A 12,620-nucleotide genomic window follows, 5' to 3' on the forward strand; every position below is an offset into this window, starting at 1 on the left:
GTGCTGCCGGACCTGTTGAGTCAACCCCACCCTTGTCACAAGGGTGGGGTTTTTTGTTGATTGAAAAAAGCTTCAATCCATGCCGGAAAATTTCAAACCAGCATGGCTGCCAACGCCGTCTTTTCAGCTTGGCGGCACCTTACAATCACGCCAGTTTTAATCCATGGAGATGCCAATATGGGCTCTTTACTAATGTGTTCCCGCTGGATTGATGCGCTCAATCTGAAAGTGGGCAAATTCACCGGTTGGTTGATTTTGTTGACCACGGTCATCAGCGCTGGCAATGCGATTGTGCGCAAGATGTTCGACATGAGTTCCAACTCTTTGCTCGAGATTCAGTGGTACCTGTTCGCGGGTGTGTTTTTGCTGGGGGCCGGTTACGGCTTGCTGCGCAATTCGCATGTTCGGATCGACTTCATTTCAAGCCGCTTGACCGATCGTGCCCGCAACTGGATTGACTTTTGGGGCTTTGCCTTGGTGTTGACGCCCTTTTGCCTGCTTTCCATCTACCTGTCTTGGCCCTTGTTTGTTCAGGCCTTGGTGAGTGGGGAGATGTCTCAAAACGCCGGTGGCTTGGTTCGTTGGCCAGCTTATGCCTTGATTCCTCTGGGTTTTTTCTTGTTGCAGCTGCAAGGTCTGTCCGAGATGGTCAAGCGCTGGGCCTTTCTGCAAGGCCAGGGACCCGATGTGTTGTCCACGGAAGAAGCACTCTCGGACGATCAAAAGCGGGCCGCTGAACTCGAAAAAATGACACAAGCTCAGGGAGACCGTTGATGGAAGCCTCGTTCCTGGCACAACAATTTGTGCCCCTCATGTTCGTTGGCCTGTTTGTCCTGTTGTTGACAGGCTTTCCGGTGGCGTTTGCCTTGGCCGCTTGCGGCTTGGGTTTTGGTTTTATTGGCATGGAAGCGGGTTTGTTCCCGGCCTCTTTGTTCCAAGCCTTGCCCCTGCGGATCTTCGGGATCATGCAAAACGACACGCTCTTGGCGATTCCGTTTTTCACCTTCATGGGCATCATTCTTGAACGCTCAGGCATGGCCGAAGACCTGCTCGAAACCGTCGGTCAGGTCTTTGGACCCGTGCGCGGCGGTGTGGCCATTGCGGTCATTTTGGTCGGCGCCTTGTTGGCAGCGACCACAGGTGTTGTGGCGGCCGCTGTGATTTCGATGGGTTTGATCTCCTTGCCCATCATGTTGCGCTACGGTTACAGCCGAACTATTGCAACAGGCACCATCACCGCTTCGGGCACCTTGGCACAAGCCATTCCGCCCTCCTTGGTGCTGATTGTGTTGGCCGACCAATTGGGTCGCTCGGTGGGCGACATGTATGCCGGTGCCTTGATTCCCGGTCTGTTGCTGGTCGGTTTGTACATCTTGTTCATCGTGGTGGTGGCGCTGGTCAAGCCCGACATGGTGCCTGCCTTGCCCCCTGAAGCCCGCATTTACCGAGAAGACAACGGCGCATCGGGTCACCGCTCGCTGCTGGTCCTGTTGGCCCTGTGTGCTTTGATCGGTTATGGCTGGGCTCAGATCCACGACCAGATCATTGGCGGCATGATCGGCCGCACGCAGCCTGCGGCGGGTGATGAAATCATCATCATGTCGATGACGGTGGCTTCCTTGACCGGTTTGGCGCTGTCCATCGTCAACCGTGTCACCAAAATGGGCCTGCTCTCTAAATTGGCAGAGCAGGTGACATTCGTGCTGATGCCCCCCCTGATCTTGATCTTCCTGGTTTTGGGAACGATTTTCCTCGGTGTGGCCACGCCCACTGAAGGCGGTGCCATGGGGGCTTTGGGTGCTGTGGTGCTGGCCGTGGTCAAGGGTAAGTTTTCTATGGACTTGTCTCGTCAGGCGCTCGACAGCACGGCCAAGTTGGCTTCTTTTGTGCTGTTCATCCTGATCGGCTCGACCGTGTTCAGTTTCACCTTCAATGCGGCCGACGGCCACATCTGGGTGGAGCATTTGTTCACCAACATGCCGGGGGGTGCGATTGGCTTCTTGATCGTGGTCAACATCCTGATTTTCATCTTGGGATGTTTCATCGACTTCTTTGAAATCGCCTTCATTGTGATCCCGATCCTGGCGCCTGTGGCAGAGAAAATCCTCCCCGCCATGGTCCCCGGCATGACCCCTGATCAGGCCATGATCTGGTTTGGTGTGATCATCGCGATGAACCTGCAAACGTCTTTCTTGACGCCGCCCTTTGGCTTTGCACTGTTTTATTTGCGCAGTGTGGCTCCTAAGAACGATTACAAAGACCGGGTCACCGGGGCTTTGATTCCATCGGTCAAGACCACGGAAATTTACAAAGGCTCGATCGCTTTCATCATTCTGCAGCTGATCATGGTGGTGGCTGTCATCATGTACCCCGGTATGGTCACGGGCGGGATGGACGAGGGCACCAAGCTTGACGCCAACGAAGTGATGATGCAGCTGGAAAGCTCTTCCAATGCGGGTGACCCAGGCGCTGATGACGCCCTCAAACCCGATGAGTCTGCTGAAGACGAAAGCAGCCAAAAGTCAGATGACGATGCGCTCAAAGCTTTGATGGCCACCGAGCCGAAAAAGTAAGGACAAGTCCTCTCTGCAACCACAAAAAAACCGCGCTCAGGCGCGGTTTTTTTGTGGGCAAGTGGTTTAAAGACAGGTTTCTCACCGATGAGGCCACCATGGCAGGCATTGCTTGAGCGATTGGATCTGACCTGCTTCTTCGTGCAAGCGGTAGCCCGTTTGTTGGCTCAGCAGGTGCTGCCAGTCGGCGCTTTGCAGAACCTGCCGCAAGGCGATCACGGCCGGGTTGTTCAAGGCCGATTTCAAGCACACCAGCCAGTAATGCTCTTGTGTCAGGGGCACAAAATCCAGTTTTTGGGCGTGCGCAGCCGATGCGATGCCCAAGCCCAAATCTGCGTGGCCCGAGGCGATGCGTGTGGCGACAGCAGAGTGCGAGGGCTCTTCGTGCTCGTAGCCGGTGGGCCGGTTGGCCGATGGGGTTTGGTTTTCTAGCCATTGGTCCAGCAGCAACCGTGTGCCCGTGCCCAGTGTCCGGTTGACCAGCCGGAGCTCCGGGCGCCTCAGGTCGTTCCAACCCGTGATGTTCAGGGGGTTGCCCGGGGCCACCATCCAGCCTTGTTCGCGGGTGGCAAATCCAATGAGTTTGTGCTGGCCGGTTTTCAGCAAGGGCTTGTAAGTGCGGGCGGTCAAGGTGCTGGCATCGGGTTGCAAGGGGGCATGAAACCCCGCGACCGTGCATCGGCCTTCGTTCAAGGCGCGAATCGCGTCCACACTGCCACAAAAGCGCATGTCCAGGTGCAGGGATTGGCTGGCACTGTGCTCCCTGAGTTTGACCAGCGCGTCGTCGTGGCTGGCGTAGACCGTCAACAAATGGCTGTCGGGGTCAAAGGCCACCGCAAAGGTTTTTTCCAGTTCGGCTTGCAAGGTGCTGATCTGTGGCGCCAGTCGGGCTTGCGCCTGGCGTTCGGCCCACAGCAGTTTGTCGGCAAATTCCGTCAGGCGGCCAGCCTGGCCTTTTTCCCACAGGATCAAAGGCTGGGCCAGCACCTGTTCCCAGCGTTTGAGTTCGCCCCAAACATGGCGATAGGACAACTGCAAAACCCGGGCTGCGCCCGCAATGGAGCCGGTTGCCCGCACGGCTTGCAGCATGTCCATCAAGGGGTTGCGCAAAGGGCTGGTCTGGTCACGCTGCTCGGTTTGCGCTTGGTGGGGTGTCCAGCTGTAAGAAAGGTTGATGTGTTGCACAGGGGGGAGTTTGCCTCATTCCCATGGGGGGCCGTCCCGGGGCATTCCTGGGCCTATGCAATGCATTTCATAACGGACATCCCTTAGAGCTTGCGCTGTTTTCCTCCAGTAGCATCCATGCCAGCTTATGAACACCTTCACCGACAGCGTCCTGACGGCGCTGAACCTCGTCACTTCTTTTGATCCTGCCCTGTGGGTGGTGGTCACCCGGTCCCTCGCTGTCAGCGCCACGGCCTGCCTGCTGGCCTATGGTGTGGGTGTGGCGCTGGGGGCTTGGCTGGCTGTGTCGCGGTTTCGCGGCCGGGGTGCGGTGCTGGTGGGTTTGAACACATTGCTGGCGCTGCCATCGGTGGTGGTGGGCCTGGTGGTGTATTTGCTGTTGTCGCGCACCGGGCCTTTGGGTTTTTTGGGCTGGATGTTCAGCTTCAAGGCCATGGTGCTGGCCCAGTTCATTTTGGTGGTGCCGGTGGTGGCCGCGCTCACGCGCCAGGTGGTCGAAGACGTGGAGCGCCAGCATGGCGAGCAGTGGGCCTCGCTCGGCGCAGGGCCTTGGGTGCGCAGCTTGTTGCTGGCTTGGGACGAACGCCTGGCCTTGCTCACCATTGGCGTGACCGCCTTTGGCCGCGCCATCTCAGAGGTGGGTGCGGTGATGATCGTGGGCGGCAACATCGACGGCTTCACGCGCGTCATGACCACCGCCATTGCACTGGAAACCAGCAAGGGCGATTTGCCGCTGGCGCTGGGGCTGGGCATGGTTTTGTTGGCGGTGGTGCTGCTGCTCAATGCGCTGGTGGCGGGGCTGCGCCTTTGGGGTGAGCGGCGCAACACGCGGCCCGCGCCTGAAGGCAGAACCCTGGGGGTGCAGCCATGAGCGCCGTGCAGATCGGTCTGGACGCGGTGAGCGTGCAACTGGGGGCACAAGCGGCCTTGACGGGCGTGAGCTTGCGCATTGAGGCGGGTGAGCGCGTGGCGCTGGTGGGGGCCAATGGCTCGGGCAAAAGCACTTTGCTGCGCACCTTGCATGGACTGGTGCCGCCCACACAAGGCCGGGTGCAACAAGCGCCGGGTGTGCGCCAGGCCATGCTGTTCCAAAGGCCGCATTTGTTGCGCCTGTCGGCACAGAACAATGTGGCCCTGGGCTTGTGGCTGGACCGCACACGAGGCCTGTCTTGGGCCGCTGCCAAGGCGCTGGCACTGCAGGCCTTGGAGCGCGTAGGTTTGTTGTCTGTGGGGCAGCAAAACGGCCGCCAGTTGTCGGGCGGGCAGCAGCAGCGCTTGGCCTTGGCCCGCGCTTGGGCGCGACAGCCCGATGTGCTGCTGCTGGACGAACCCACGGCCAGCCTGGACCCGCACGCCAAACGCGAAGTCGAAGCCCTGATGGCCGAATTTGCGGGTGCCCAAGATCGCCCTTTGACTTTGGTCTGGGCCAGCCACAACCTGGGCCAAGTCAAACGCTTGGCCACCCGCGTCATTTATCTGGAGTTTGGTCAAGTGATGGCCGACTTGCCTGTGGCCGATTTTTTCAACCCCGAACTGCTGGCTGAGCGCAGCCCGGCAGCCCATGCTTTTGTTCAAGGAGAGCTTTCATGACCTACCTATCTTCCATGACCCGTCGCGTCTGGGTGTGTGCGGTGTTGGCGACCACCTCGGTGTGGGCACAAGCCCAGTCCATCGTGATGTCGTCGACTACCTCCACCGAGCAGTCGGGCTTGTTTGCCCACCTCTTGCCTGCCTTCAAGAAAGCCAGCGGGTTGGATGTGAAGGTGGTGGCCCTGGGCACGGGCCAGGCGCTGGACATGGCGCGGCGCGGTGACGCCGATGTGGTGTTTGTGCACGACCAGGTGGCCGAAGAAAAATTTGTCGCCGATGGCTTTGGCATCAAGCGCTTGCCGGTGATGTACAACGACTTTGTCTTGATTGGCCCCAAAGCAGACCCGGCCGGTGTGAAAGGCAAAGACATTGTGGCGGCTTTGTCCAAGTTGTCGGCTGGTAATGCTGCCTTTTTCTCGCGCGGTGACAAGAGCGGCACACACGCGGCCGAATTGCGTTTTTGGAAGATGGCCAACTTGAGCGAGAAAAAAGGCAGTGGCTACAAAGAGTGTGGCTGCGGCATGGGCCCGGCTTTGAACATCGCGGCGTCTTCGGGCGCCTATGTCCTGGCCGATCGAGCCACTTGGCTGAACTTCAAAAACCGGGCCGATCTGGCGATTTTGGTGGAGGGTGACCAACGTCTCTTCAACCAATACGGCGTGATGGTGGTCAACCCCGCCAAACATGCGCATGTCAAGCAGGCCGATGCGCAGAAGTTCGTGGACTGGATCACCTCGGCCGCAGGTCAGGCTGTGGTGGCCGACTACAAAATTGGCGGGGAGCAGCTGTTCTTCCCCAATGCGGGCAAGTGATCTGAGGCTGGATCAGCTTTTGGGCAAACCGAGCTTGCGGTAAACCGTGGCGCGGCTGATGCCCAGTTTGCGGGCGGCTTCGGCCACGTTGCCACGCGCTTGCTGGACGGCTTCGCGGATCATGTCCGTCTGCACATCCTTGAGGGGCTTGGCAACAGGCACACGCTCAGTGGTCTTCGCGCTGTGCGCGGCCTCTGGGCGGGTGCCCGGGCGCAGGGCTTGGGTTTGCAAACGCAGGCCAGACCACAGCGGCAACTCTTGCGCACTGGCTTGCCGGCTGGCCGCGTCGAACAGGTTTTCCCATGGCGAGGCGAACACCTCGCTGGCGTGCAGCGTTTGGCCTTCGATGCCAGACGACATGGACAGCATTTGCCGCGCAGTCGGGTTGGCCCCCACGATCTGGCCGTTGTGGTCGAGTGTGATCAGCCCATCGCTGTCGTCACCGGGTTGGTTACCGGGCCAGTTCAGGCGCAGCACCAGCGCATGGTCGGTGGACAGCAGCCAGCTGTTTTCGATGCTGCGGGCCGATCGTCGCACCAGATGTTTGAGGGCAGGGCGTTCGGTGGTCTCGATGCCCGTCAGGTCCAGCATGCCCGCGCACAGGCCATCCGGGCCAAAAACCGGTGCCCCGGCGCAGCTGTAGACCCCCGTGTCCTGAAAGAAATGTTCGCCCCGGTGCAGCCACACGGGCTGCAACTCGGTCAGGGCGGCGCTGATGGCGGTGGTGCCCACCGATTTTTCGGACAAATCCACCCCTACGCGGGCGATCACCTCGGCGCGGCGGTCTTGTCGGTCCACCGGGCCGTGCACATCGACCACAATGCCTTGGGCATTGGTCAGGATGGCGAAATATCGAATGTCGGCAATGGCCCGCGCCAACTCGGCCAGCACCGGCTGGGCCGCCAGCACCAAGGGGCGGCTGGCTTCTTGCACGCGGCCCATGTGTTGGGCCGATATGGCGTCAAAACCCACCGCTTGGCCCGGCTGCAGGCCCATGGACAGGCAGCGCTGCCAAGACTGGGCAATCCAAGGGGACACGCCGCTGGCATGTGCCTCGGATTGCCCCTGAAACACCAGGTCACGGGCTTGTTCAATCCGCTGCAAGCGGTCGCTGTGGTGGGCAGTCAGTGGCATGTCAGATGTGTATCAAGCTGAGAATTTTTGAGGACAACCCTGAGAAACCTAGGGTTAATCCGTATCGGTTTGCAGAGGGCATCACCAACAATGGCTATGCATTTTGATTCATAAGCGTGGGCTTGAACAGTCCGACACCTCACAGGAGACACACATGCAGAAAGTCCTGCACATCAATCCGGACAAATGTACCGGCTGCTTGCAGTGCGAAATGGCCTGTTCTTTCGAGAACTACGGCACATACGCCACCTCCAAATCCCGCATCAAGGTGTTTGACTTCCACCACACCGGCAAAAAAGTGCCCTACACCTGCACCCAGTGCGACGAAGCCTGGTGCCTGCATGCCTGCCCTGTGGAAGCCATCACGGTGGACAAAGCCACGGGCGCCAAAGTGGTCAACGAGTCCACTTGCGTGGGCTGCAAGGTTTGCACCATCGCTTGCCCATTCGGCACTATCAACTATGTGCAAGAGACCGGCAAGGTGCAAAAGTGCGACCTGTGCGGTGGCGATCCGGCCTGCGCCGACGCCTGCCCCACCGGCGCCATCACATTCGTGGATGCCAACTGGACCGGCATCGACAAGATGAAGCAGTGGGCCGACAAGTTGGGCAATCAGCCCTCGGCCTCTTAAATCCCCCCACTAGGAGCATCAACATGTCTTGGGCTGGAAAAATTCTCCGCGTCAACCTCACGGCTGGCACCGTCAAATCCGAACCGCTGAACATGGAGTGGGCCAAGGCCTACCTCGGCTCACGCGGTTTGGGCAGCAAATACCTGATCAGCGAGATCGACCCCAAAGTCGACCCGCTGTCGGCTGACAACAAAATCGTCTGGGCCACAGGCCCACTGACCGGCACCATGGCCTCCACTGGCGGCCGTTACACCGTCATCACCAAGAGCCCACTGACTGGCGCAATCGCTTGCTCCAACTCGGGTGGCTATTGGGGCGCTGAGCTCAAAATGGCCGGTTGGGACATGGTCATTTTTGAAGGTGCATCGGCCAAGCCCGTGTACCTGCACATCAGCGACGACGAAGCCGAGTTGCGCGATGCGAGTCACCTGTGGGGCCAAAGTGTCTGGAAGACCGAGGAAATTCTCAAGTCCAGCTTGCAAGACCCGCTGCTGCGTGTCTGCAGCATCGGGAAGGCTGGCGAAAACGGCGTGCTGTATGCCGCCGTGGTGAACGACCTGCACCGCGCGGCTGGCCGCTCCGGCGTGGGCACCGTCATGGGCAGCAAGAACCTCAAAGCCATTGCGGTGCGCGGCACCAAGGGCGTGGGCAACATCCAAAACCCCAAGGCTTTCATGGCTGCGGCCAAGGCGGCCAAAAAAGTGCTGGCCGACAACGCGGTCACGGGACAGGGCCTGCCGGCTTATGGCACCCAGGTGCTGATGAACGTGATCAACGAAGTGGGCGGTTTGCCCACTCGCAATCACCGTGATGTGCAATTCGAAAGCGCGAAAGACATCTCGGCCGAAGCCATGGTCACGCCCCGCGAGACCGACGGCAAAAAGCACCTGGTGACCAACCAAGCTTGCTTTGGTTGCACCATCGCCTGCGGGCGCATCAGCAAGATCGATGAGGGCCACTTCTCGGTCAAGAACAAGCCTGAGTATTGGGGCGCCAACGGCGGCCTGGAATACGAAGCAGCTTGGGCGTTGGGCGCAGCCAACGGCGTGAAAGACCTCGAAGCCCTGCAGTACGCCAACATGATCTGCAACGAAGAAGGCTTTGACCCGATCAGCTTCGGTGCCACCATCGGTGCGGTGATGGAACTCTACGAAATGGGCGTGCTGACCAAAGAGCAAATCGGTGTGGAAGCACCCTTTGGCTCGGCCCAAGCGCTTTGCGAGTTCGTCGACATGACGGCCAAGGGCATTGGTTTTGGCAAGGAAATTGGCATGGGCTCCAAGCGCCTGACCGCCAAATATGGCCACCCCGACCTGTCCATGAGCGTCAAGGGCCAGGAATTTCCGGCCTATGACGGTCGTGTGATCCAAGGCATTGGCTTGGCTTACGCCACGTCCAACCGTGGTGCTTGCCACCTGCGCGGCTACACCATCGCCTCTGAAGTGCTGGGCATCCCGGTCAAGACCGAGCCCACCGAGCACGAAGGCAAGCCCGAGTTGGTCAAGGCCTTCCAGGATGCAACCGCCGCCTTTGACTCGGCCGGCATTTGCGTCTTCACCAGCTTTGCCTGGACTTTGGCTGACGTGGCGCCTCAGGTGCAAGCCGCTTGCGGCGAAGAGTTCACCATGGAGCACCTGAACCACATCGGTGAGCGCATCTGGAACATGGAGCGCGACTTCAACAACGCCGCCGGCTTCACCAAGGCCGACGACAACCTGCCCAAGCGCCTGATGACCGAAGCCGCCAAAACCGGCCCCGGCAAAGGCATGGTCAGCAAGTTGGACGAAATGCTGCCCAAGTACTACGACGCCCGCGGCTGGGATGGCGAAGGCCGTCCAACATCGGCCACCCGGGAACGTCTGGGTTTGTGACCTTGCCCCTGTAGGAGCGAGCGCCTGCTCGTGAAGCCGTCACCGTAGGGGTGCGCTTCTACAGGAAATCAAGCGGCCTGCGGGCCGCTACCTGTTTCTGGAGTCCGATTCATGACCCACCACGTCATCTTGGGCGCAGGCCCTGCCGGCGTCATCGCCGCCGAGACCCTGCGCAAACACGCCCCGAACGACACCATCACCCTGGTGGGCGACGAGCCCGATGCGCCGTATTCGCGCATGGCCATCCCTTATTTGCTGATCGGCAACATCGAAGAGCAGGGCACCTACCTGCGCAAGAGCGCCACCCACTTTGACGATTTGCGCATCACGCAAGTCAAGGCCAAGGTGACGCGTGTGGACGCGGCAGGCAAAACGGTGCATCTGGACAACGGCCAGTCGATGGCTTTTGACAAATTGTTGATCGCGACCGGTTCACACCCTGTGCGCCCACCAATTGCGGGCATAGACCTGCCCGGCGTGCACCCATGCTGGACGTTGGAAGACGCCCGCGCCATCCAGGCGCTGGCCAAGCCAGGTGCCCGTGTACTGCAAATGGGCGCGGGCTTCATTGGCTGCATCATCATGGAAGCGCTGGCCGCGCGTGGCGTCAAGCTGAGCGTGGTGGAGATGGGTGATCGCATGGTGCCCCGCATGATGGGCCCAGTGGCGGGCGGCATGATCCGCGACTGGTGCGAGGCCAAAGGCGTGCAGGTGTTCACCGGCACCAAGGTCGAAGCCATCAGCCAAGGCGCTGAAAAAGGCTTGCTCGGCAAGCTGGCTTCCGCAGTGGGCTTGGGGTCTGACGATGCGGGTGGCCCGCTGCAGGTCCGCTTGTCCAACGGCCAAACCGTCGAGGCCGATCTGGTCATCAGCGCCACGGGCGTGCGCCCAGCGATTGGTTTTTTGAAGGATAGCGGCATCACCTGCCTGCAAGGCGTGTTGACCGACCAACACCTGCAAACCAATGTGCCCGGCATTTACGCCGCAGGAGACTGCGCCGAAGCCTTTGACATGGTCAGCGGCAAAACGATTGTGAGTGCCATCCAGCCCAACGCAGCCGAGCAGGCCCGTGTGGCAGCCCTCAACATGGTTGGACAAAAGACCGAGCTCAAAGGTGTCACACAAATCAACGTTCTCGACACCTTGGGTTTGATCTCCACCAGTTTTGGCAACTGGGAAGGCGTGGCCGGAGGCCAGTCGACCGTGTTGACCGACAAAGCTGCGGGTCGTCACTTGAGCTTGCAGTTCAAGGACGATGTGATGATCGGCTGCAACAGCGTGGGCTGGACTGAGCATGTGGGTGTGATGCGCGGCCTGGTCGAAGGCCAGGTGCATTTGGGTGAATGGAAAGACCGCCTGATGCACGACCCGACCAAGCTGGTGGACGCCTACCTCGATTGCGCTCAAGGTCAAGGGCGATGGAGCGGTGCTCAAGACGCACGCCGCCGATGAAGTGACAATCTGCGCATGAACATCACTTTCAAACTGTTTGCCACACTGACCGACTATTTGCCTGCCGAGGCCCGGCGCAGCAACCAGGTCACGCTGGATGTGGCGCAGGACGCCAGCATCAGCCAGATCATCGAGCCCTTTGGCATGCCGCCAAAGCTCGTGCATCTGGTCTTGGTCAACGGCAAATACATCAAACCTGAAGACCGGGGCACCACCACCTTGGTCGACGGTGATGTCCTCGCCATCTGGCCCCCCGTGGCCGGTGGTTGAGCACAGCACACGCGGCGACCCAACCCATGCAGTCCTACTACCCCGAGCGCTTCGAGCGCGACATGGGCACCAGCGAAACCGAATGGTTGACGGCCTTGCCCCGCGCCTTGGGCGAGCACGCCTTTGAACTGGGAACCGGCCAAGCACGCGTACAAATCGATGATGGCCATCTGCAACTGCAATGGCGCATCCTGCCCCCACGCGTGATCGCGCTGCTGCGCTTGCAGCGGCTGGCCGTGTCTTTTGTGTTTGAAGGCGTGCAAGAAGATGGGCGTCAGCGCTTCATGAAGCGCTTTGATTTGACGATGCAGCGCGGTGGGGGGTAAGTTTGGCGCGAGTGGCTGTAGAAGGCCGATTCAAGACGCCCCTTGGCGACGAAACTGGATCACCTCGGATCCTTTGAATTCCGATCGGCAGTGTTCTTGGTACCCCGCCTTCTGAGCCACCCGAATGGAGGCTGCATTCTCTGGGCCAATGATGCACGCCGTCGTCTGGGCGCCGAAGGTGGCATCCATCCATGCCAGCGCAGCGTTCACCGCCTCGGTGGCGAGGCCGCGCCCATGCGCCTCGGTTGAGAGCACCCAACCGCCTTCCGGCAAACCCTCGAGGGAGGGACTGATGTTTCTTTCCCAGTTCGCAAAACCGACGTCGCCAATGAGTTGGTCACCGTCCTTCATTTGCACGGCCCAATACCCAAAGCCGAGCAACGCCCAGTGCCCGGCATAACGAAGAAGCCGCGCCCAGCACTCCTCCTGCGTCGCAGGCTTGCCACTGATGAATCGGGTGACTGCGGGGTCTCCCCAGATGCCTGCCAGCGCAGGAAAGTCATCATGGCGATGCGCACGCAAGATCAATCGGTCGGTTTCGATGAGGGGTACGGCCATGCTTTGGGGGTTCAGTTGCTGCTGTTTGGATGCTCAATCTATCACTGACGGTGTGCGTGAGTGTGACGTCTGAATGCTTGCGCCGTTGGTGGGCCCTTGCTGTTGACCACCAGAACCGCAAATGGCCGGGGGAGTAAGGGGGTATGAGAACTCCGCATTGACCATTGGTCGAAAAAAACGACGGGTCCAGTCTGGCGGGTCACGTCTTTAAGATTGGA

General features: G+C 60.0%; 13 protein-coding genes. 10 read left to right on the forward strand and 3 right to left on the reverse strand.

Annotation, left to right across the window (positions count from 1 at the left end):
* The first annotated feature begins 177 nt into the window (after positions 1-177).
* Positions 178-774: a TRAP transporter small permease subunit gene (locus L63ED372_RS03610; protein WP_062403432.1), complete on the forward strand. Its 597-nt coding sequence runs from the start codon at positions 178-180 to the stop codon at positions 772-774.
* Entirely contained in the window at positions 774-2,573 is a 1,800-nt protein-coding gene (locus tag L63ED372_RS03615; protein WP_062403435.1) for a TRAP transporter large permease, read from the forward strand. The genes L63ED372_RS03610 and L63ED372_RS03615 overlap by 1 nt, the downstream gene beginning before the upstream one ends.
* 81 nt (positions 2,574-2,654) lie before the next feature.
* On the opposite strand, the gene L63ED372_RS03620 is transcribed toward L63ED372_RS03615, so the two are convergent.
* Positions 2,655-3,758, reverse strand: coding sequence for a substrate-binding domain-containing protein (locus L63ED372_RS03620; protein WP_062403438.1), 1,104 nt, complete (start codon positions 3,756-3,758; stop codon positions 2,655-2,657).
* Positions 3,759-3,885: 127 nt separating this feature from the next.
* On the opposite strand from L63ED372_RS03620, the gene L63ED372_RS03625 reads away from it, so the two are divergent.
* The 3 genes from L63ED372_RS03625 to L63ED372_RS03635 are packed head-to-tail and all read left to right on the forward strand — an operon-like array spanning position 3,886 to position 6,160.
* The gene (locus L63ED372_RS03625; protein ID WP_062403441.1) at positions 3,886-4,629 is read left to right on the forward strand and encodes an ABC transporter permease; all 744 of its coding nucleotides are present in this window, start codon (positions 3,886-3,888) and stop codon (positions 4,627-4,629) included.
* Positions 4,626-5,348: an ATP-binding cassette domain-containing protein gene (locus L63ED372_RS03630; RefSeq protein WP_062403444.1), complete on the forward strand. Its 723-nt coding sequence runs from the start codon at positions 4,626-4,628 to the stop codon at positions 5,346-5,348. The genes L63ED372_RS03625 and L63ED372_RS03630 overlap by 4 nt, the downstream gene beginning before the upstream one ends.
* A gap of 14 nt (positions 5,349-5,362) precedes the next feature.
* Positions 5,363-6,160 (forward strand): substrate-binding domain-containing protein, encoded by a 798-nt coding sequence (locus tag L63ED372_RS03635; protein WP_231624597.1) that lies wholly within the window; start codon positions 5,363-5,365, stop codon positions 6,158-6,160.
* A gap of 12 nt (positions 6,161-6,172) precedes the next feature.
* Here the strand turns inward: L63ED372_RS03635 and L63ED372_RS03640 are convergent, their stop codons facing one another.
* Positions 6,173-7,294 (reverse strand): helix-turn-helix domain-containing protein, encoded by a 1,122-nt coding sequence (locus tag L63ED372_RS03640; protein ID WP_062403450.1) that lies wholly within the window; start codon positions 7,292-7,294, stop codon positions 6,173-6,175.
* 154 nt (positions 7,295-7,448) lie between these two features.
* Here L63ED372_RS03640 and L63ED372_RS03645 point away from each other — a divergent pair, with 154 nt between their 5' ends.
* The 5 genes from L63ED372_RS03645 to L63ED372_RS03665 all read left to right on the forward strand — a co-directional run bounded on the left by L63ED372_RS03645 (position 7,449) and on the right by L63ED372_RS03665 (position 11,844).
* The gene (locus L63ED372_RS03645; protein WP_019427650.1) at positions 7,449-7,925 is read left to right on the forward strand and encodes a 4Fe-4S dicluster domain-containing protein; all 477 of its coding nucleotides are present in this window, start codon (positions 7,449-7,451) and stop codon (positions 7,923-7,925) included.
* A gap of 23 nt (positions 7,926-7,948) precedes the next feature.
* Positions 7,949-9,796, forward strand: coding sequence for an aldehyde ferredoxin oxidoreductase family protein (locus L63ED372_RS03650; protein WP_062403452.1), 1,848 nt, complete (start codon positions 7,949-7,951; stop codon positions 9,794-9,796).
* 111 nt (positions 9,797-9,907) lie between these two features.
* Positions 9,908-11,248, forward strand: a complete 1,341-nt coding sequence (locus L63ED372_RS03655) for an NAD(P)/FAD-dependent oxidoreductase (protein WP_062403455.1) — start codon at positions 9,908-9,910, stop codon at positions 11,246-11,248.
* Positions 11,249-11,263: 15 nt separating this feature from the next.
* Positions 11,264-11,518 carry a sulfur carrier protein ThiS gene (gene thiS, locus L63ED372_RS03660; RefSeq protein ID WP_062403458.1) on the forward strand — a complete coding sequence of 85 codons (255 nt, stop codon included), beginning with the start codon at positions 11,264-11,266 and terminating at the stop codon, positions 11,516-11,518.
* A gap of 26 nt (positions 11,519-11,544) precedes the next feature.
* Complete coding sequence (locus tag L63ED372_RS03665) at positions 11,545-11,844, forward strand: hypothetical protein (RefSeq protein ID WP_062403461.1); 300 nt, start codon at positions 11,545-11,547, stop codon at positions 11,842-11,844.
* 30 nt (positions 11,845-11,874) lie between these two features.
* Here the strand turns inward: L63ED372_RS03665 and L63ED372_RS03670 are convergent, their stop codons facing one another.
* Positions 11,875-12,402 carry a GNAT family N-acetyltransferase gene (locus tag L63ED372_RS03670; protein WP_156343546.1) on the reverse strand — a complete coding sequence of 176 codons (528 nt, stop codon included), beginning with the start codon at positions 12,400-12,402 and terminating at the stop codon, positions 11,875-11,877.
* Between the last annotated feature and the right edge of the window lie 218 nt (positions 12,403-12,620).

The sequence above is a fragment of the Limnohabitans sp. 63ED37-2 genome (assembly GCF_001412535.1).
Lineage (GTDB): Bacteria > Pseudomonadota > Gammaproteobacteria > Burkholderiales > Burkholderiaceae_C > Limnohabitans_A.